General features: G+C 38.6%; 17 protein-coding genes. 14 read left to right on the top strand and 3 right to left on the bottom strand.

The genetic code is table 11. The annotated features are described in order from the left end of the window. From AOA56_RS15200 to AOA56_RS15140, 14 genes are all read left to right on the top strand, one after another. Positions 1-320: DegT/DnrJ/EryC1/StrS family aminotransferase (locus AOA56_RS15200; protein ID WP_205694937.1), on the top strand; the 320-nt coding region annotated here is incomplete at its 5' end. Between the two features lie 17 nt (positions 321-337). Next, a complete protein-coding gene (locus tag AOA56_RS15195) occupies positions 338-874 on the top strand; it encodes a GNAT family N-acetyltransferase (protein ID WP_053770028.1) in 537 nt (178 codons plus the stop codon). A gap of 4 nt (positions 875-878) precedes the next feature. Further along, entirely contained in the window at positions 879-1,973 is a 1,095-nt protein-coding gene (locus tag AOA56_RS16060) for a PLP-dependent aminotransferase family protein (RefSeq protein WP_048621603.1), read from the top strand. Continuing rightward, entirely contained in the window at positions 1,970-3,145 is a 1,176-nt protein-coding gene (locus AOA56_RS15185) for an ATP-grasp domain-containing protein (protein WP_082350062.1), read from the top strand. The genes AOA56_RS16060 and AOA56_RS15185 overlap by 4 nt, the downstream gene beginning before the upstream one ends. Beyond that, positions 3,146-3,736 carry a sugar transferase gene (locus tag AOA56_RS15970; protein WP_242843476.1) on the top strand — a complete coding sequence of 197 codons (591 nt, stop codon included), beginning with the start codon at positions 3,146-3,148 and terminating at the stop codon, positions 3,734-3,736. It abuts the gene before it with no gap. Positions 3,737-3,746: 10 nt separating this feature from the next. Continuing rightward, positions 3,747-5,045, top strand: a complete 1,299-nt coding sequence (locus AOA56_RS15680) for a phenylacetate--CoA ligase family protein (RefSeq protein ID WP_024732309.1) — start codon at positions 3,747-3,749, stop codon at positions 5,043-5,045. A 191-nt stretch (positions 5,046-5,236) separates the two neighbouring features. Continuing rightward, positions 5,237-6,151, top strand: coding sequence for a sugar-transfer associated ATP-grasp domain-containing protein (locus AOA56_RS15175; RefSeq protein WP_162224712.1), 915 nt, complete (start codon positions 5,237-5,239; stop codon positions 6,149-6,151). A 20-nt stretch (positions 6,152-6,171) separates the two neighbouring features. Next, entirely contained in the window at positions 6,172-7,188 is a 1,017-nt protein-coding gene (locus AOA56_RS15170) for a sugar-transfer associated ATP-grasp domain-containing protein (RefSeq protein ID WP_053770026.1), read from the top strand. After that, positions 7,185-8,147 (top strand): N(5)-(carboxyethyl)ornithine synthase, encoded by a 963-nt coding sequence (locus AOA56_RS15165; RefSeq protein WP_053770025.1) that lies wholly within the window; start codon positions 7,185-7,187, stop codon positions 8,145-8,147. Before AOA56_RS15170 ends, AOA56_RS15165 begins: the two co-directional genes overlap by 4 nt. Then, positions 8,144-9,274, top strand: a complete 1,131-nt coding sequence (locus AOA56_RS15160; RefSeq protein ID WP_053770024.1) for a sugar-transfer associated ATP-grasp domain-containing protein — start codon at positions 8,144-8,146, stop codon at positions 9,272-9,274. The genes AOA56_RS15165 and AOA56_RS15160 overlap by 4 nt, the downstream gene beginning before the upstream one ends. Positions 9,275-9,292: 18 nt before the next feature. After that, entirely contained in the window at positions 9,293-10,606 is a 1,314-nt protein-coding gene (locus AOA56_RS15155; protein ID WP_024732314.1) for an O-antigen ligase family protein, read from the top strand. Beyond that, on the top strand, positions 10,570-11,988 hold the full coding sequence (locus AOA56_RS15150) for a lipopolysaccharide biosynthesis protein (protein ID WP_024732315.1): 1,419 nt from the start codon (positions 10,570-10,572) through the stop codon (positions 11,986-11,988). The genes AOA56_RS15155 and AOA56_RS15150 overlap by 37 nt, the downstream gene beginning before the upstream one ends. Positions 11,989-12,001: 13 nt before the next feature. Further along, positions 12,002-18,562 (top strand): NlpC/P60 family protein, encoded by a 6,561-nt coding sequence (locus tag AOA56_RS15145; RefSeq protein WP_053770023.1) that lies wholly within the window; start codon positions 12,002-12,004, stop codon positions 18,560-18,562. 275 nt (positions 18,563-18,837) lie between these two features. Next, entirely contained in the window at positions 18,838-19,413 is a 576-nt protein-coding gene (locus AOA56_RS15140; RefSeq protein ID WP_024732317.1) for a VanZ family protein, read from the top strand. Here the strand turns inward: AOA56_RS15140 and AOA56_RS15135 are convergent. The 3 genes from AOA56_RS15135 to rfbD all read right to left on the bottom strand — a co-directional run bounded on the left by AOA56_RS15135 (position 19,407) and on the right by rfbD (position 21,663). Continuing rightward, entirely contained in the window at positions 19,407-19,904 is a 498-nt protein-coding gene (locus AOA56_RS15135) for a QueT transporter family protein (RefSeq protein ID WP_053770022.1), read from the bottom strand. The genes AOA56_RS15140 and AOA56_RS15135 overlap by 7 nt on opposite strands. A gap of 142 nt (positions 19,905-20,046) precedes the next feature. Further along, positions 20,047-20,655 (bottom strand): dTDP-4-dehydrorhamnose 3,5-epimerase, encoded by a 609-nt coding sequence (gene rfbC, locus AOA56_RS15130; protein WP_024732319.1) that lies wholly within the window; start codon positions 20,653-20,655, stop codon positions 20,047-20,049. Positions 20,656-20,688: 33 nt separating this feature from the next. Continuing rightward, positions 20,689-21,663: a dTDP-4-dehydrorhamnose reductase gene (gene rfbD, locus AOA56_RS15125; RefSeq protein ID WP_024732320.1), complete on the bottom strand. Its 975-nt coding sequence runs from the start codon at positions 21,661-21,663 to the stop codon at positions 20,689-20,691. Between the last annotated feature and the right edge of the window lie 13 nt (positions 21,664-21,676).

Here is a 21,676-nt window from a genome sequence, read left to right as displayed (position 1 = left end):
TTCAAACGCTGAATCATTATGGGAAAGAACATGTATCGACCGGGCATCTCTATTTGACCAGGATTCCGGGGATTGGAAGAGAAGAAGCAAACCATATCATAGAGAAGATGGCAGAAGAAGGAATTGCGACAAATGTGCATTATAAACCGTTGCCGCTTTTAACTGCTTATAAAAATCTTGGATTTCGAATCGAAGATTATCCAAATGCATACAGACAGTTTGAAAATGAAATCACTTTGCCATTACATACGTTGCTGACTGATGAAGATGTGGAGTATGTGACGGCAAAATATGTGGAATGTGTGAAACAATATTTATAAAACCAGGAGTGAGAAAGATGCGGCAGTATGATGTAAAGATTCTTCCATTAACAGAACAGGAGATTGAGAAAAAGGTTCTCTGGTATAATGATCCAGAAATCAGAAAGTATCTGCATTATACAGATTCATTTAATAAAAATGACAGTCTGAACTGGTTACAAAGGATCAAAAAAAGTGATACAAGAAAGGAATATGTCATCTGGCTTATTGATGGGCATATGGAAATTCCGGTAGGAATTATCGGACTGTTTGAGATTGATAGAGCGAATCAAAAAGCAGGGTTTTATATCACGGTGGGAGAAAAACAGTATCAAGGAAAAGGAATTGCAAAAAAAGCAACGGTTTTATTTTTAAAAGATATGTTTGAAAAATTCAAACTTCATAAAATATATCTTTATACTGATGTAGAAAATAAGGCCGCCAGAGGGTTATATGAAAAAGTAGGATTTGTTTTAGAAGGTATTCTAAGAGACGAATTGTTTTATCAGAATCATTATGTTTCAAGATGCTACTATAGTATTCTTTTTGAAGAATTTATAGAAAAATGGAGATAGAAAAATGTTTCAAGAAGTTGGAAGCGCTTTACAGATCGATATTCAGGATTTGTTTCAAATTTCATTGTATGATACCCCTGTATATCCGAATTTGGAAAAACAATTTGCGAAGAAGAATGTGCGATATTTTGAATCTGGAAGGAATGCAGTGGAGTATATCTTTCGGTTTTGTATCTCTTCAGATAAGAAGGTTGTCTTACTGCCAGAATTTTTGTGTTCCAGTATCAGTGATGCAATATTAAGAGCCGGCTGGAAGTTTCAGTATTATACTGTTAGTAAAGATTTGGAAATTGTAGAAGAGGAGATCGAAGAAAAAATTCAGGAATATCCGGTTTTATTTTTCATTGACTATTTTGGTAAGAATCAATCTCAGAAATTTTTGAAAAGACTTAAAGAATCATATTCAGAGCTTGTTTTAATAGAAGATTGTACTCAAAGTATAATGACAAAACGTACAGAAGAAAGTATTGCAGATTATATGCTTGCCAGCCTTAGAAAATGGTTCCCGATTCCTTCAGGAGGCTGTGTTTGGTCTAATCATAGTCTTCCATCAGTTCCAATGACTTGCGGAATCAGTGAATACACATTTTACTATTTTCTTTCTCAGATTATGAAGACAGAATATTTAAAAAACAATATGTTGGATAAGAAAAAGTATTTGGAATGGATGAACGAGGGAGTCACAAAATTATTTGAAGATTATTCTATTAGAGAAATGGATCAGGTTTCGAGACATTTGCTTGCAATTATAGACTGGAATGAAGCCAGTCAGAAGAGAAGAGAGAATTATGAGATCCTTCACAATCTGATTCATAAAAATGGGAAGTTTGAAATTGTATCAGAACTAGAGGAAGGGGAAGTACCATTTTGTATGCCGGTTTGTACACAAAATCGGGATGATCTGCTACGGTATTTGATTCGGAATAAAATTTATTGCAATGTTCACTGGAGACTCTCAGAGGAACAAAAAAGTGTTAGTCCGGAAATAAAAAATCTTTCAAATCAGATTTTGTCGATCCCATGTGACCAGAGATATGGTAAAGAGGAAATGAAATATATCGGTCATGTATTGAACGAATGGGGGATGGGGAGAGAATGAAAAAAATTTTAATTGTTGGGGCAGGATTTTTACAGGTGCCTTTGATAAAAAAGGCAAAAGAATGTGGATTATATACGATTGCCGTTGATGGGGATCAAAACGCACCAGGATTTTTTTATGCAGATGAGTGGGAATGTATTGATATTACAGATGAAACGCAATGTCTGGAGTATGCAAAAGAAAAAGAAATTAACGGCGTCATTACTGCGGCAACGGATTATGGTATTTTGACAGTAGCAAGAATCGCAGAGACGATGAATCTTCCAGGAATTTCTTATGAAATTGCCAAAACAGTAAAAAATAAATATCTGATCAGAAAAAAAATCAGTCAAAACAAGGAACTCCAATTTTTTGAATTGGATACGGAAGAAAAAGCACTTCAACTAAGAGAGCAAATTCGCTATCCTGTGATTGTGAAACCGTGTGATGGGTCTGGAAGTAAAGGTGTAGAAAAAGTGGAAAACAGGGAAGGGCTGCTGGAGGCGTTTCAGGAAGCATATCGCTTTTCAAAATCAAAAAAAGTTCTGGTTGAGGATTTTTTTGTTGGGAAAGAGTATGGAGCAGACATCTTCGTACACGATGGGATGGTTGAAGTCATGGCACTTCTTGGAAAGCACATTACTCCAGAACCAGACTATGCGGAATTGGGACATTACTATCCAAGTGGATTGAAGAATGAAAAAGAAATCAAAGAAAAGCTGAGACAGGCAGTGAAAAATCTTGGAATTACGCATGGAGCAGTGAATATGGATTATCTTGTGAACGGGGAGGAAATATTTATCGTGGATCTTGGCGCAAGAATGGGAGGAAATATCATATATTCTCATATTATTCCCGAAGCTACCGGAAGAGACTATGCAAAAGAGATGATTATGCAGGCTGTTGGAGAAAGCACGAATCATCAACCTTTCCATAAAAATATGGCGGTAGCGACCAGATTGCTGGCACTGACGCCGGGGGTGATTGAAAAACTTCCTGATTTTTCACATATTGAAGCAAAATATGGGGTAGAGATTTTTCACCATCTTAAAGTAGGAGATACAATCCATAAGTATCATACGAATCTGGACGGCGGAGGATACATTCTGGCGACAGATGAGGTACTGGAATATGCAGAAAAAAAAGCAGAGAATGCTCTGAGGGAAATTGATGACAGTATTTTGAGGAGATAAATGATGTATCAGAACAAAATAAAAAGAATTCTGGATCTGGCTGTAGCACTTTGTGTGCTGCCTTTTTTTATTTTATTGTTCCTTGTAGTAGCACCATTGATTTGGCTGGAAGACAGAGGAAGTATCTTTTATCATGCAAAACGGATAGGAAAAGATTGTAAACAGATTGATATGTTGAAGTTCCGCACGATGAAAATGCATGCCCCAAACAAATTAAATGCGGATGGAAGCACATACAATGCCCAGGATGATCCAAGAATAACAAAAATAGGAAAATTATTAAGAGAAACGAGTATTGATGAAATACCACAGATTTTAAATGTATTAAAAGGCGATATGAGTCTGATAGGGCCAAGAGCGAGTGAATACTATGTGCTGGACACGTATAAAAAAGATGAGCTGCCTAAAATGTGGGTTCGCCCGGGTATAACAGGTTATACTCAAGCCTATTACAGAAACAATTTGAGTGTGCGGGAAAAAAGATTGCGGGATGCGTGGTATGCACAGCATATCAGCTTTGCACTGGACTTAAAAATCGTTTTTAAGACCGTTTCTACTGTGCTGAAAAGAGAAAATATCTACACGAATTAAGGAGATAGTGATGTTAGGTGAAATTAGCAGAAAAAGTGCATTTTGGGTATTAGATGCCTGCAAGGGAGGAAATGTCAGGAGACATTATCAGGATATAGAGAAGCAGTTAAACGATATGGCCTATTGCAAACAGCAGGTTAATAAAAATATGAGAAAACTTTTGCATTTTGCGGTCAATGAAGTGGAGGCATATAAACCGTATCAGGGATATAAGAAATTGTCTGACTTTCCGGTAATTAATAAAAATATCATTAAGGAAAATTATGAAGCCTTTCAGTCTGATTTATGTAGAACAGGAAATACGATCAGTCTTCATACTAGTGGTTCCACAGGAACTCCGTTTGCAATTATTCAGGATCGAAATAAGCGGGATAGGGTAAATGCCGAGATGATGTATTTCTGGAAAAAAGCAGGATATGAAATCGGTATGAAGTATGTTTTTTTCCGAATTTGGACAGAGACAAACCAAAAAAGCAGACTCACAGCATTTGCAAGAAACCTTGTGATGGAGGATGTGCTCCGACTGGATGAAAGTAACTTGGAACGGATCCGGAAAAGACTAAAACAGGATAAAAAGATCAGAATGTTGCTCGGATATGCGAGCACGTTTGAAAATCTTGCATCGTATCTGTTGAAATGCGGAGATACGCCGGACATGTTTCATATCCGGTGCGTAATTTCTGGTGCGGAAGCATTGATGGAAAGTACAAGAGAAAAACTAGTTAAGGTATTTGGATGTACAGTTGTCTCTCTTTATTCGAATCAGGAAAATGGGATGTTAGCACAGGAATGTGCCTGTCATCGAGAATTTCATTGGAATAGCAGTTCTTTTTATTTGGAATTATTGAAGCTGAACAGTGATGAAAAGGCAGAACCTGGAGAATTGGGAAGAGTGGTCATTACTGATTTGTTTAATTATGCTATGCCGATGATCCGCTATGACACGGGAGATTTAGCAGTTAGAAAACAAACATCTGATTGCGGATGGAATACGATCTGTCTTGAGAGAATTGAAGGAAGAAAAGCAGATATCACGTATACAGCAGAAGGAGAACCGATATCACCATCAACATGGGGAGTACTATTCTGGGAGTTCCCGGATATTAAACAATATCAGATTATTCAGGAGTCCAGGACAGAATATGTGATTCGGATGAATGTAGAAAAGGATAGGTACGATGAAGCTAAGTTATATACGCTTGTGAAAAATGTTGTCGGAGACGTAAAGATTCAATTTGAGTATGTAGACGAAATTCCGGTGTTAAGTTCCGGAAAATTTAAGAGAAGTATCTGTAAAATACAGCAATAGGAGCAGAAATGAGAAATAGAGCAAAAAGAGGAATAGTACTAGAACGATGTTATGTTTGGCTTACATTCAAACATCGGATTTTGTTGAGAGAAAAAGAAGTTCGTACGAATGTAAAGCATTGTAAAAATCCATGCAGAGCACCTGAGAAAGAGTTTCAGGAAGTGGTTTTAAAATACTGGCGAAGGTTTGGATTGAAGCCAGAAAAATATTGGTTCGACTGGTTCGGTCAGGGGGAAAATCACTACAACAAGTATTTTATTCCGGATAATATTTGGTACGAGAAAATTACGCCTTATTTTAATAACCTGATGTTTAAACGAGCAATCGCGGATAAAGGGATGTTTGATATTTTGATTCCGGAAGTTAAGCAGCCGAGAACAGTTGTAAAAAACCGTGCTGGAATTTTTTATGATGGGAAAGGAAATGTCATTACAAAGAAAGAGGCGCTTATACTTTGCATACAGGAAGAAAAATTTATCGCAAAACCTACATTAGGCGGAGGTGCGGGAAAAGATATTCATTTTTATGACAAAACAAAGGATACAAAAGAGAAGATAGAGAAAATCTTTTCATTTTATCAGAATAATTTTATTGTACAGGAAATTGTAGAACAGCATGAAATTTTAAGTAATCTGAATGAATCTTCCCTAAATTCTATGAGAGTATTGAGTATCTTTTTTCAAAATGAGGTTCACATTCTGTCTGCTATTCTCCGTATGGGGCAAAAAGGCTCTATGGTGGACAATGTTTCCGCAGGAGGAATTCAGTGTGGGATTCACATGGATGGAACACTGTATGAAAAAGGATCTGATAAATACGGAAACTGGATCAGCAGACATCCCAATGGTTTCCTTTTTAAGGAAATAAAAATACCTTCATATGATCGTGTTCTGGAAACGATAAAAAAGAACCATAAATACCTTCCGTATTTCAAAATTATCGGGTGGGACTTTGCGATTGATAGAGAAGGAGAACCGGTATTAATTGAATTTAACGTATCACCTGAACAGAATCAGCTTACCTGTGGACCGACTTTCGGGAAACTGACAGATCAGATTTTGGAAGAGGTATTTGTGAAAAAGACATTGAAAGGAAGTGCAGATTAACATATGGGAGGGGATTACAAATGAATCAATTATCTGTAAAACAAAGATATGAAAGAATTATAGATATGATCAATCAAAATGTGACCGACTATCCTAAAAAGAGAAAGACCATTCGAATTTTGACGGATTTCCTTTTAGAGAAGATACGATATAAGACCAAAATGAGTGATTATATTCAGTACGAATATTATAAAAAGCCAAATTATTTAAGAAGAGAATTTATTGATGAAAACCGTAGGGAAATCATTCATCGGATTATGAATGACCCGAAAGACTGTGAACTGTTTAATAATAAAGCAGAGTTTAATAGGGTATTTACAAAGTATTTAGGAAGAGACTGGTTTGATACTCAAAATGACACCTTTGAGAATTTTCGGTTATTTGTGGAGAAACATAAGAAGTTTTTCGTAAAACCGGCAGAAGGATGGTTTGGAATCGGTGCAGGTATCTGTAATGTGGAGGATGATTCATCCCTTGATCAAGTATGGAGAGAGCTCCAAGAGAAAAAGGCACTATTAGAAGAATGTATCACTCAGCATCACGAGCTTTCAGAATTTAATCCAACATCGGTCAACACACTAAGAATTGTGACGGTATTATGTCCGGACAATAACGTGAAGATTATGACTGCGGATCTGCGTCTTGGACGAAAGGGAAAAGTTGCGGATAATTTTCATCATAATGGGATTGCTTCTTTAATTGATGTTGATACAGGAATTATCTATACGATGGGGATCGATAAAAACAGAAGAAGATATATTCTTCATCCGGACAGCAAGAAGCAAATTATTGGTTTTTGTATTCCATTCTGGAAGCAGATTAAAGAAACGGTTCGTGAAGCGGCATTAATTATTCCAACCGTCCGGTATGTAGGATGGGATATTGCGCTCGGAGAAAACGGAGAGGTTATGATTGTAGAAGGAAACTGTATGGCGGATCCGGACGTAACGCAGATGCCGGACGGAAAGGGAAAATGGCCAATGTATGTACCGATTTTAAAAGCTGTAGAAAAAAGTAGAGGAGGAAAAAGTAAATGAGAACGATAGGTTTTCCGATTAGTGATAAAGAAAATGAAAATAGAAGAGCAATTTTGCCAACAGATTTGATGAAAATCAGACATCCGGAGTGCATTTGTATTGAAAAAGGATATGGAAAGGTTCTTGGAATCGATGATGAACAGTATGTGGCATGTGGATGCCATCTGGCAGAACATGAAGAAGTGTTAGATAAGGATATTATTTGTGATGCAAAAATCGGAGATGCGGGGTATCTGAAAAAGTTAAAAGAAGGAAAAACTATTTTCGGATGGATTCATGCTGTTCAAAATAAGGACATCACCGATATTTTGCTTGATAGAAAACTGACCGCTTATGCATGGGAAGATATGTTTGAAGAAGGACGTCACTGTTTTTGGAGAAATAATGAGATTGCTGGAGAAGCGGCAATTATGAATGCTTTTCACTGTCACGGCCTGATGCCATATAATACAAAAGTCGCGCTTTTGGGAAAAGGCAATGTAGCACGTGGTGCGTTAAAAATTCTGACATTACTTGGCGCTGATGTAACTGTTTATGACCGAAGAACAGAAAGCTTATTTCAAAAAGAGCTTGGTCAATATGATGTGATTGTGAATGGAATTCTTTGGGATACAAAGCGAAAAGACCATATTATTTACAAAAAGGATCTCAAAAGGATGAAAAAAGGAGCGATGATTATTGACATTAGTTGTGATGCTCATGGAGGAATAGAAACAAGCGAAGCGACAACTATCGATCATCCTACATATGAAGTAGAGGGAATTCTGCATTATGTTGTAGACCATACTCCTTCGTTATTTTATAAGACCGCATCCCAGGGAATTTCAGAAGAAGTTGGAAAGTATCTGGATGATTTGTGTGAAAGAAAGGAAAATCCAATTTTGACACAGGCGCTTATTATGAATCATGGAATGATTATTGATGAAAGAATCAATGAGTTTCAGGGGAGAACAATATGAAAAATCAGACAATAGAGAGGCTCAGAGAAATTAAATTTGTTGCTCTGGCCACATTCCGTTTGCCGAAACAAATTTCCAATATTCAAAAAGTGATTGAAAAGCCAAGTTATTACCCGGAAAAGCCAAGAAAATCGAAACATACGATGTGGATTGAAAACTTTTTGTGGCTGCTGAAAAATCACGAATTAAATCCCTATTATACAAGTTACGGATTGGATGTAAAAAATTTTAGGAATAAAAATGAGTTTATTCCGAGACATGAGTTTTGTAGGGAAAGAAATATAGGAAATCAAAGAGTAAAAAATACAATTTCTGGTTCCTATAACTATATTGCACTTTTAAGAGATAAATATATTTTTTCAGCTTATTTGTCTTCTACATTGGGAGCGGAATATCTTCCGGAGACGATCGCTTTTATAAATGGAAGCCGTGTATACGATGCAAGAATGAAAAAGTGGATTTTGACGTCAGATTTTTTTAAAGAAGATAAGACAGTTGTTTTTAAATTGATTGATGGCGAATGTGCAGAAGGTGTAGCCTTGGTATCTGTGCAGAAGGGGAAGATTGTCAAAGGAGGCAAAACAATAGATTGGAAAACGTATTTGCGCGAGTTCCCGGGAGATAAAATTTTAGTACAGGAAGTTTTAAAACAACATCATAAAATTGCAGAGTTAAATCCATATTGTATTAATACAATTCGGATTATTACGATTCGAGGAAAATCCGGAAGGATTCAGGTGTTTGCGGCATTTTTACGTTTAGGTGCGTCGGAAGATTCTTTTGTTGATAACAGGGCTAAGGGAGGACTGGGCGTAGGAATTGATTTATCAAAAGGGGTTTTAATGAAGTATGGATTCGTCCATGATGAGTTCGGCTTAAAAGAAGAGCAGCATCCTCTTACCGGGGTGGAATTTGCAGGATATGAAATACCTTTTTGGAAAGAAGTAGTGGACTTGGTTAAAAACGCTCATGCACAATTCTATTCCCTGCAGTCTATTGGCTGGGATATAGTGATTACAGAAAAGGGCCCTGTATTGCTGGAAGGAAATGATGATTGGGAAATTGGAGGACCTCAGGACACATACGGCGGTTTAAAAAAACGCTGGAATGAGTTAAGAAAAGCTTAATGGAGGGTGCTTGATTCTATGTTGACATTAAAACTGCATTATATCATCAGGATAAATAAAAGAACACTTCCTTGTATTGCATTGTCGTTATATCTGTTGCAGGAAATGATTTACGCGATTTTCTCCATTGCTTTTGGAGGAGGCGGAACCGCAAGGATATTTACAATCATTGTGATGTATCTTCCACTTATTGCAATGTTGTTTTTTCAGGGAGATAAAAGGGATGTTAAGGATTTTTATGTTTTAATGGCGCTAATAGCCGCTTTTTTTTGTGTTACTTATCTTTTTCATCCGGAATACTACGAATGGTTTTTTGAAGGTTCCTATCCGATCAAGACTGTGATTTTCAGACCAGATCAATGCATCTTTGCATACCTGTTTTTTCGTGTCATTAAGGATCCTAAGGATATTTTAAAGACATTAAAGATAACGGCTTATATCCTGTTGCTTTATTATAGCTATCAGCTATTACATGCGCTATCGGTAGGATATTGGCTGTATAACTCGACAGGCGAGGTGGAAAAGTGGAGTTATAATTTGAATTATGGTTATAATCATTTACTTGTTATGGCAATTTTCGGATATTTTGCAATGAAAGAGAAAAAACTTTTTTACTGGATTCTTTGCGGAATTTCTGTACTAGAAATCATTTTAGGAGGATCACGAGGGCCGCTGGTGGGAGTGGGTATCTTTGGGATCCTCCTGATTTTACGTTTCTTCAAGGAAATGGATATGCGGTTAAGAGTTTTTTTAATCGTGGCAAGCATCTTTGCGCTCATTCTTTTTGTAGGAATAGGTCTGGAAACCATTTTACAGTGGGTATCATCTATTATCAAAAGTTTAGGAATTTCTTCCAGAACGATTGATATGCTTCTGCAAGGAGAAATCGCTGATGACAATAACAGAAGCAGAATTTATGAGACTGCAATTCAGATGATACGGAATGGCGGTTTATTTGGATATGGCGCTTATGGGGATCGGTATGTTATTGGAAATATCGCTTTTGTCGGATATTGCCATAATATCATTTTGGAAATTCTGATTGACTTTGGGATTCTGTTAGGAGGAATTTTCTGCCTGAGAATGTTTTATGCATCTATAAAGATCATGTTTTTTGCCCAGGAGAAAGAGTGGGGAGACATCTATATGATTCTATTTGTCAGTGTGACTAAATTGTTTTTGTCAGGATCATTTTGGTATTCAGAAGCTTTTTGGGGAGCACTGGCAGTCTGGATCAGTTACAAAAAGGCTGTGAAAAAAAAGAAAAGTCAAATGGAAATGAAGGGAAACGAAGAATGGACAATAGTACAAAGAAGAAGTCATCAGGGGTAGTCTTAAAAGCAGGAATATGGTATACGGTCAGCAATTTTGTTTTCCGAGGGATGGCATTTATAACTACTCCGGTATTTACCAGATTATTGACAAAGGGAGAATACGGAGATTTTAGTAATTTTGCGTCCTGGATGTCGATTCTTGTTATCATCACATCCTGCGATCTGCAAACTTCCATTATCCGAAGTAAGCTGGAATTTGAGGATGATATTGATAGTTATATCTTTTCCATGCTTGGATTGACAACACTGATTACTGCGTTTTTCTATGTAGTGTTTTTAGTCTTTGACGACTTTATTTTTAATAGTATTCTAGCGATTGACAAAAAATATATTCACATAATGTTTTTCTATTTGTTCTGTGCACCTGCATATAGCATGTTTGTAACAAAACACAGGGCATTCTATAAATATAGGGTGTTTTCTATTATGACAGGAATATCTATAGCATTATCACTTGGGACTTCTCTTATTCTGGTCGTGATGATGAATGATAAATTGATGGGAAGAATTATTGGGCAGTATATTCCGGCAGCGATCTTAAGCTTGATTCTATATATTTTTCTTGCTATCAAAGGAAAACGAATTCAGATCAAATATTGGAAATATGCACTGGTAATTTGTATTCCGTTAGTTCCACATTTACTGTCAATGAACATTTTATCGTCATCAGACCGAATATTAATTAGAAGAATTTCCGGAGCCGAATATGCTGCTTTGTTCAGTATTGCACATAGTTGTGCGAATATTGTATCCATTTTATTGGATTCTATGAATAAAGCATGGGCTCCATGGTTTCTTGATACGTTACATTCGAAAGACTATAGTAATGTGAAACCAGTAACAAAACCGTATTTTCTCTTATTTGTATCAATCGCGGGAGGAATTTTTCTACTAGGGCCAGAAGTCATTCTGATTTTAGGGGGAAAAGCTTACCTCGATGCAATTTTTATTTTGCCACCATTGATTATGGGGTGTGTTGTACAGTTCGTCTATACAATGTATGTACAGGTGGAATTTTATGAAAAGAAAACAATAGGAGTTGCGATTGGAACCATCTCTTCCGCAGCGATCAACATCGTACTGAATCTGATTTTCATTCATGCGTTCGGCTATCGTGCGGCGGCATATGTAACATTAATTGGATACATATGTTTATTATTTTACCATTATAATTATGTTAAAAGGCTTGGATATAAAGATATCTTTGATAGAAAATTGTTGTTTGGTACGTTGCTCATTTTGTTTCTAGCAATGTTTGGAATAATGATTTTATATAATTATACGATATTGAGATATATAATTACGTTGGTTTATGGAACTGTTATTTTATTTTTGATATTTAAACAAAAGGGTATTATTTTATCTATATTAAGAAAATAGGGATGGAGAAATTATGAAGAGAAAAGAAGTTACGAAATTATTATTGTTATTAACATTAGTAAATTCTATAGAAGGTTCTCATATTGTTACAAATGCAGCAGATGAGAATTTATATATGGAAAGTCAGCAAAGTATAAACAGTGAAGAAGAGAAACAAAAGGAAAATGGAAAAAAAGAATTTGAAGGATCTGTAAAAAATCAGAAAGAGACATCCGTGACAGAGAAAAACAAAAAGATTGAATCAGATCTTGCAAATTCAGTAAAAGAAAAAAATGGGTTAATTGAAGAAAATGGAAGGCTATATTATTACCAAAACGGGGAAAAAAAGACCGGTTTCCAGATCGTAGATGGGAAAAGGTATTACTTCGATAAGAAGACGGGAGAAGCAAAGTACGGACTGATCGATGCCGGGAACGGATACACCTATTATTTCCTGGAGGGCGGGAAGTGGCTGACGGGCTTACAGGAGATAGAAGGGAAATGGTATAATTTTGCGGGAACCGGAGGGAGTCTTACCGGATGGAGAACAATCGATGGAAAGAAATACTATTTCGACCCGGAAGTAAGGTATGCGGTAACGGGAATCAAGAAGATCGATGGTGTAATATATCAGTTCAGCGATGATGGAGTTCTACAAAAGGAGATTGTACCGGGGCTTACCGAAGAAGATGGGAAACTATATTATTATGATGAGAACGGGAAGAAAAAGACTGGTTTTCAGATTGTAGATGGGAAGAGATATTACTTCGATAAGAAGACGGGAGAAGCAAAGTACGGACTGATCGATGCCGGGAACGGATACACCTATTATTTCCTGGAGGGCGGGAAGTGGCTGACGGGCTTACAGGAGATAGACGGGAAATGGTATAATTTTGCGGGGACCGGAGGGAGTCTTACCGGATGGAGAACAATCGATGGAAAGAAATACTATTTTGACCCGGAAGTAAGATATGCGGTAACGGGAATCAAGAAGATCGATGGTGTAATATATCAGTTCAGTGATGATGGAGTTCTGCAAAAAGAGATTGTGCCAGGACTTACCGAAGAAGATGGGAAACTATATTATTATGATGAGAACGGGAAGAAAAAGACTGGTTTTCAGATTGTAGATGGGAAGAGATATTACTTCGATAAGAAGACGGGAGAAGCGAAGTACGGACTGATTGATGCCGGGAACGGATACACCTATTATTTCCTGGAGGGCGGGAAGTGGCTGACAGGCTTACAGGAGATAGACGGGAAATGGTATAATTTTGCGGGGACCGGAGGGAGTCTTACCGGATGGAGAACAATCGATGGAAAGAAATACTATTTTGACCCGGAAGTAAAATATGCGTTAACTGGCTTTCAAAAGATAGATGGAGAAACTTACTATTTCGATTCAGATGGTATTATGAAAACGGGTTATCAAAAGCTGAATAATAACCGATATTATTTTGATCCCGAAACTGGTAAAGCTATGACAGGATTTATTACGGTCACATTTTCTGATGGAGATTTTTTGTTTTATTTTGCTGGTGAAAAAGGGACGTTGTCCGGCTTGCAAAAAATTGATGGAGGTACCTACTACCTATCGTCTATGGGAGAAGTACAGACAGGATTTCAGATTATTAATGGCGGAAAATATTATTTTGATGAGAAAACAGGAAAAGCACAATATGGCCTTATTAAAGCTAATAATGGATATACTTACTATTTCCAAGAAGATGGAAAATATTTAACCGGCTTACAGGTTTTAGAGGATGATGCCTACTATTTTTCATCAGGCGGCGTAATGATGACTGGATATAGAAAAATAGGGGACAAGAAATATTATTTTGATGAGAAAACAGGAAAAGCAGTTATCGGTTTCCGAACGGTTACGTTTTCAGATGGCGATTTTACCATTTATTTTAATGGCAAGGACGGAATTTTAACTGGTTTACAAAAAATAGGGAATGATACCTATTATTTGTCATCCTCAGGTACAAAAAAGACAGGATTTCAGATTATTAGTGGCGGAAAATATTATTTTGATGAGGAGACGGGAAAAGCACAATATGGACTCATTAAAGCGAACAATGGATATACCTATTATTTTCAAGAAGGAGGAAAGTATTTAACAGGTTTTCAGATCATTGAAGATCGTGCTTACTATTTTTCATCAGGTGGCGTGATGATGACAGGATACCGGAATATTGATAATAAACGGTATTATTTTGATGAAAAGGCGGGGTATGCGATTACTGGATTTAAGACGGTGGCTTTTTCGGATGGAGAGTATACATATTATTTTGATGGGAAAAATGGGGCATTGACAGGTTTGCAGACAATCGACGGAAAAACATATTATTTTTCTGGGGCAGGAGCAATGCTTACAGGTCTACAGAATATAAATGATAAGTATTACTACTTCGATGAAGAGAATGGACAGGCATATAAAGGCTTTAAACAACTCAGTGATGGATATGTATATTATTTTGATGGAAAGAACGGAGCAAAAACAGGACTTCAGAAAATCGAAAATGATACGTATTATTTTTCCGATATTGGAAAAATGCAGACAGGTCTTACAAGGATTGATGGCAAACGATACTATTTTGATCTGAAGACAGGGAAAATGCAGACAGGCTTAATTGATCTTGGTAATAACTGCTATATGTATTTTCTAAAAGAAGGAGGCGTGTTGACCGGAGCTCAGAAAATAGATGGAAAGCTGTACCTGTTCTCTGAATCTGGAATGCCATATATCGGATGGCAGACGATTGACGGAAAAACATACTATGTAGAACCGGAGACAAATGTAGTGTTGACCGGATTCCAGGAAATTGAAGGAAGTAAATACTATTTTGATGAAAATGGTATAATGTTAACGGGCTATCAGACGATTGAAAATGAGCATTATCTTTTTGACAAGGAAGATGGGAAAATGCAAACCGGGATTGTGGATGTAGATGGCAAGAAACGATATTTTGCTGATACAACTGGACAGGAAAAAAATGGATGGGTAGAAACAGAAGGACACTTTTATTACTTTGATGAGAAAAGCGGAATGGCAACCGGTTTAAAAAAAATAGGTAATCAGCTTTATTATTTTGGAAATAATGGTATCAGAAGGACAGGATTTTACCGACTGGATGAGAAGGCCTATTATTTTGGAGAAGATGGAAGTGCACAGACAGGAATTTTGGATCCGGGGAATGGATATGTGTACTACTTTAAAGGGGAGGAAGGAGCTCAAACCGGTTTAGTCACAGTAAATGGGAAACTTTATTATTTCGGTACAAATGGAGTCCAGCAGACAGGTATTATCCAGTTGGATGGGAAAAAATACTATTTTCAACCAGAAGATGGTAGTGCCGCAAAAGGTTTGATAACCGTAAATGGATATACCTATTATTTTGATGAAACAGGACAGGCACAGACAGGTTTACAGACAATCCACCAGGAATTGTATTACTTTAATTCAAATGGAATCATGCAGACCGGCTTCCAGAAAATAGGAGATACAAGGTATTTCTTTCATCAGGAAACAGGACAGGCAGAGACAGGATTAATAAGTGCGAATGGTGCAAAGTATCTGTTTGATGGGAAAAACGGTGCGCTGACGGGACTACAGCAGTATAACGGAAAGACCTATTATTTTGGAAGTACAGGAGTGATGCAGACAGGTCTGATCAGAGATACAGAAAATGACACTTTATATTATTTTGATACTCAGGATGGTACAGCGCAGTATGGTTGGGTAGAAAATAATGGATATTATTACTACCTGGAAAAGGGAGGAAACTATAAAACAGGTTTCCAGATGATAGATGGAAAGCTCTATTCGTTTATGGAAAATGGGGTACGAAGAAGTGGATATGTAAAAAAATCAGATACTGAGAAATACTATTTTGATAGTGTATCAGGAGAGGCTCTTACCGGGATTTTTAAAGTGAAAGTCAATGATACAGAAGAATATACATATTACTTTGATGGAGAAAACAGCGTTAAAACTGGTATCCAGGAGTATAAAGGTAATAAATACTATTTTTCGTCAAACGGAACTATGAGTACCGGATTGAAAATCATTGATGATAAGAGATATTTCTTTGATCCGGAAACAGGATGTGCTGTTTATGGATTGGTAGATGCCCAGAATGGATATTCCTATTATTTAAAGGAAGATGGAACTTACAAAACGGGTCTTCAGACTATTAACGGAAGGTTATATTATTTTTCGTCTACAAATGGAGCTTCCTTGACTGGTGACAGAAGTGTTGACGGGAAGCGCTACTATTTTGATCCGGTATACCGCTATGCCGTTACTGGAATTCAGGAAATAGACGGAGGCAAGTATTACTATACAGAAGATGGGCGCAGATTGTCCAATGTCGATGAAATCGAAGAGGAACTTAATAAAGACCATGACGGATTTGTATCGATTGAAGGCGAAACATATTATTTTGAGAATGGATCTATGCAAACTGGCTGGAAGGATATCGATGGAAAAAGATTTTATTTTAGCGCAAACGGTACGATGCAAACAGGATTAACTTTGATTGACGATGCCTGGTATTATTTGTCTGATACCGGAGAAATGCAGACCGGCCTGGTTTTTATAGAATCCAGGGTATATTTCTTTGACTCAGAGACAGGAATGAGTCAGAGTGGTTTGGTGAAAGATGGAGGGAAGACGTATTACCTTAACGGTTATGGTGGATTTTATTCCGGAATGATAGAATATGATAACGCTAAGTACTATTTTGATGAGAAAGGTCTTATGCAAACAGGAGAAATCGTTATCGAAAATAAAAAGTATCTTTTCGATCAGGATACAGGTAAAATGTTGACAGGAATCCAGACTGTTGGGAATAGCAAGAAATATTATTCAGAAGAATTAGGATACTGTATGACCGGTTTACAGGAAGTGGACGGAAAATACTATTATTTCAATCCAATCACCGGAGAAATGAAGACAGGCAAACAGAGTATTGGACAGAAAACGTATTTCTTTGATGAGACTACTGGGGCCAGGGTAAATGGCTTGCAGGCTGTAAACGGGGATGGATCCTACTGGTTCAACTCAGATGGAACCATTCAAAGAGGGTTATTCTGGAATGAAAATGATTTATATTATTTTAACCCTATCAATGGGAAAATGCAGACCGGAAAAGTGGAAGTTGACCAACAGATATACTATTTTGGGGAAAATGGAAAAGCAGAAGGAGGAGTGAAAACGATAGATGGAAAAAACTATTATTTTTCCCCTACGCTTTACTATATGATTACCGGAAAAGTACAGATTGAAGGCGCGGCATTTTTCTTTGACCAGGAATCCGGAGAACAACTTTCTGGATTTGTGAAGGATGGAAATGGAACATATTATTATGATGCAAAATATGGTATGGTGACAGGAGTATATAAGATCCAGAATAAAGAGTATTATTTTGATGAGTCAACCGGTAAAATGAAAACAGGTATTCAGAGAATAGGGGATGATATATTTGGTTTTGATGAAAAAACAGGGGAAAAACTGTTTGGAATGTCTTCTGTATCTGGAAACACGTATTACTTTGACAAAATAACCGGAAAGATGAGCACAGGATTTATAACTGAGGATGGAAATCAATATTATTTTCATCCGGATGATGGAACACAGGTAACAGGATGGACCGAAATTGAAGGGAATGAATGTTACTTTGATCTGGAAACAGGAATCAGACAGCTTGGGTTTGTCAAAATTGATACAGACACCTACTACCTGAACGAAAAGGGAAGAGTGAGAGGGGTGCAAAAAATTGGAGAGGAAATATATGGTTTTTCTTCCTATTATGGAAAACTTTTGTATGGTTATCAGAATATAGACGGGAAGAGATATTTCTTTGATGAGACAGACGGTAAAATGCAGACAGGACTTGTCGAAATTTCAGATGGAGTCTATTATAACTTTGCTCCGGATGGAGGCGTTTTGACAGGGCTGCAGGAAATCGACGGAAAACAGTATTATTTTGATAAATGGTACTATCAGGCAAAGAGCGGATTATATTCTGTTGGAGATAAATTATATTATTTTGATCCGGTTACTTTTGAAATGATAAAAAATGAAGATATTACAATCGAAGGTATACAGTATCATATTGACGAAGAGGGTGTGGTTTCATTAAAGGAAATGGGAGATTCCAGAATGAAAAAGGCTCTGCAGTGGGGGTTAAAACAACTGGGAACACCGTACAGTCATACAGAGGGAGAAGGATTTGACTGTGAAATGTTTGTACAGTTTGCTTACTGCGAAGCTGGAATTGAAATTCCTAGATTATGCGGAAGTCAGGCCTATCAGGCATATTATGATAAGGAAAGGTTCCAGATTATAGACTCTGTTGAAGAGGCGAAACCAGGTGATATCTTTTTCTATAGAGACTATGAGTATGAAGGAGTAAGTGATGAAAAGGATAACTGGAATGAAATCCATCATTCAGCATTGTACCTTGGAGATGGAAAAATCTTAGAAGCAACTGCGGCCGGAGATGGGGTTGTCAGAGTATATGATGTAAGAGAACAGAGGGGTTCTTCTGCATATCTGTTTATGATTGGACGGTATATCGGGAAATAAACTCTATAAAAAGCAAACGATAAGAAAAAGAAAGGGCAATATGATTGAAGCGTTCAGGAGCAATAATCATGTTGCCCTTTCTGCTTTATCAATTAAAAAATTTCCCTTTCCTTAACCTGATGCAATATTTCATTCACAAACATTTAAGGAAATCTTTGGTGTTTTGTTCTTGAATCTTTACGGGATTCGGTATATCATAAGAAAACACCAAAAGAAGGGAGTCGCTTTTACGGGGAGTATACCAAGGCGGCGAGCAGAGAAAAGAGGGGAAACTTATGATGTGGCAGAGCTTCTTGGAAAAGGCGGTCTGGTTTCTCAAGCTGTACGTAAGGGAATACCGCTATTTGGTAGCGTTTTTGGCTTGTTTTGTATTTTTTTATATTTTGTTTATGCACTGGATGAATATTCGGTTTTTTCGGGTCCTGCGTGAGCCAGTAGCAATTATATGTCTGATCGTGGAGATCATTGCGATTGCCTGGTTTACGATTTTCTTCCGGGAGCAGGGAGATTCCCACACCTATGAGCTGGAGTTATTCTGGTCGTATCGGAAGTGGATTCTGGAGGGAAGTGTGACTTTTGGACTTGAGATTTTGAATAATATCGTCTTATTCTTCCCATTTGGGTTTATTTTGACGGATGCTCTTCGGAGATGTCCGTTTTGGGCGGTTCTTTTGGCATCAGGTGCGGTCAGCGGGTGTATTGAGCTCAGTCAGCTTGTATTCAAGCTTGGTTTGTTTGAATTCGACGATATTTTTAACAATGTGCTTGGCGCAGTGGCCGGATGGTGTGTTTTCCATATTCTCAGAAGTCTGAGGCGCAGGAAACCCGCAGACCGCTACAGAGCCTATTGATTTTGGCCAGAGTGAAACAGTGTATTCCGATATCGGGAAAGTGCGCGGTGCAGGATCATGCCAAGGACTCCACAGCTAATGAGTTCGCCGATTCCGATAGAGAACATCAGAAGTGGGAGCGGGAGTGCTATCCCATATCCGTAGCGGAGGACAAACGGTACGATCAGCGTATTAGAGAGGATCGGCGGCAAAGGCAGCAGGAAAGAGTGCTTGTCCCGCATCCGGTATACGAGGACAGCTCCAATCAGTGTTGCGAGACTGCCGAAGATAATATCCGGCAGGATCGCGCCTCCGAGGATGTTGCCGATCAGACACCCGACGAAGAGACCCGGTACAGCGGCTGGGGTGAAAGCGGGAAGAATTGTGAGTGCCTCGGAAATGCGGACCTGGATTTCACCGAAGCCAAATGGTGCAAAGAGCCAGGTTACAATGATATAGATAGCGGCGATCATTGAGGCATGAGCAATCCAGCGTGTCTTATGGAGTTTCATGTGATTCGTTCCTTTCTTTATAGTCAGAAACCAGGAGTCTGTAAAGAAAGCGGTGCAAGGGGCGCCGCAGCAAGTTACAGCTTCCTGGCTGAAATCATTCTGTAGATCCTATTGTTTCTATATTCAGTGCTATATGTATTACTTAGAACTGAAACGCGTCTTTGAGAACCGGCCAGTTCTGATCCCGTTCATTGAGATTCAGTGGTGTGCCGTCAGTGAGCGTATATCCTGCACATGCACCATTCCCTGGATACGTTCCGGTTAACTGCGGCCATTCAATTCCGATTTCCGGATCATTCCACGCCAGTCCGCCGTCATCGCCCGGATGATAGAAGTCCGTGCATTTATAGCAGAATTCAGCATGGTCGGACAGAACGAGATAACCATGTGCAAATCCTTCTGGAATATAAAACTGTTTCTTATTTTCTTCTGTCAGTTCGATACCGTACCATTTTCCGTAGGTCTCGGAGTCTTTTCTCAAATCCACAGCAACGTCAAAGACGGATCCTCGGATGGCGCGCACCAGTTTTCCTTGTGGGAATTGCTTTTGAAAATGGAGGCCGCGCAGAACGCCTTTTGTGGAGCTGGACTGATTGTCCTGAACGAAATCCATGTGAAGTCCTGCCTCTTCCATGTCTTTCTGATTATATGTTTCCATAAAATATCCGCGGCTGTCGCCGTGGACGGCCGGGGTGATGACGCAGAGTCCTTCAATACCGCCGACATTTTTTTCTACAGTGATCTGTCCCATATCCATCGATCTCCTTTCACAATCATAGTTACTCTAAAATTTCAGCTCCATGAGATAACGGTGGAGCGCATCTTTCCAGTCCGGGAGCGGCGTGAATCCATTTGCGGCCAGCTTGGATCTGTCCAGGCGGCTGTTAAAGGGTCTGCGGGCTTTTGACGCGCCATATTCTTCTGTCGTGACCGGAGCCACAGTCAGATGGTCAGCGTCGTATTCCGGGTGGCCAAGTTCAGAGGCCTGACGGAAGATTTCAACCGCAAAATCATACCAGCTAATATATCCGCCCTCGTTCGTGGCATGATAATAACCATATTTCTCTGTCTGGATCATATCGGCCAGAAGACGTGCCAAGTCATAGGTGTAGGTTGGGGTGCCGATCTGATCGTTGACAACCGTCAGTTTTTCATGTGTCTTTCCGATGTTTAACATCGTTTTGATAAAATTCTTCCCGTTTTGCCCGAATACCCAGGCGATGCGGACGATGAAATATTTTTCCAGCTGCCCGGAGACGGCAAGTTCTCCCTCCAGTTTGGTTTCCCCATAGATATTGAGCGGAGCGTAGGACTTACAGTCTGCTTCCCAGGGAGCGGTACCCTGTCCGTTAAATACATAATCGGTGGAGAGATAGACCATTTTGCAGCCCTCCGGCTTGGAGGCGTCGAGTGCCTTCACAACATTTACGATATTCTGCGTTCCGACCGTGTTGACAAGGCGGACTTTCTCTTCCTGTTCTTCGGCAAGATCGACAGCAGTCCAGGCAGCGCAGTGGATGACAATATCCGGACTTTCCTTTAGCAGTACCCGCTCTACAGTATCAGAATCCGTGATGTCTAAAGAGACATATCGAGTCCGTGTGACAGCGGTACCGTCCATGGCTCCGCTGTAGTACGGCGCCAGGTCGGATCCGACACAAGTATATGAGGATCTTCCGCTTTCGGTGCGGCAGGTCAGTTCATTTACTACATCATGTCCGAGCTGTCCGGCTACACCGGTTACAAATACTTTTTTCATAGTGACCTCCTTT

Source organism: Sellimonas intestinalis (genome assembly GCF_001280875.1).
Taxonomy (GTDB): domain Bacteria; phylum Bacillota; class Clostridia; order Lachnospirales; family Lachnospiraceae; genus Sellimonas; species Sellimonas intestinalis.
The sequence above is the reverse complement of the archived record's forward strand: the minus strand, read 5'-3'. Positions and strand labels throughout refer to the sequence as shown.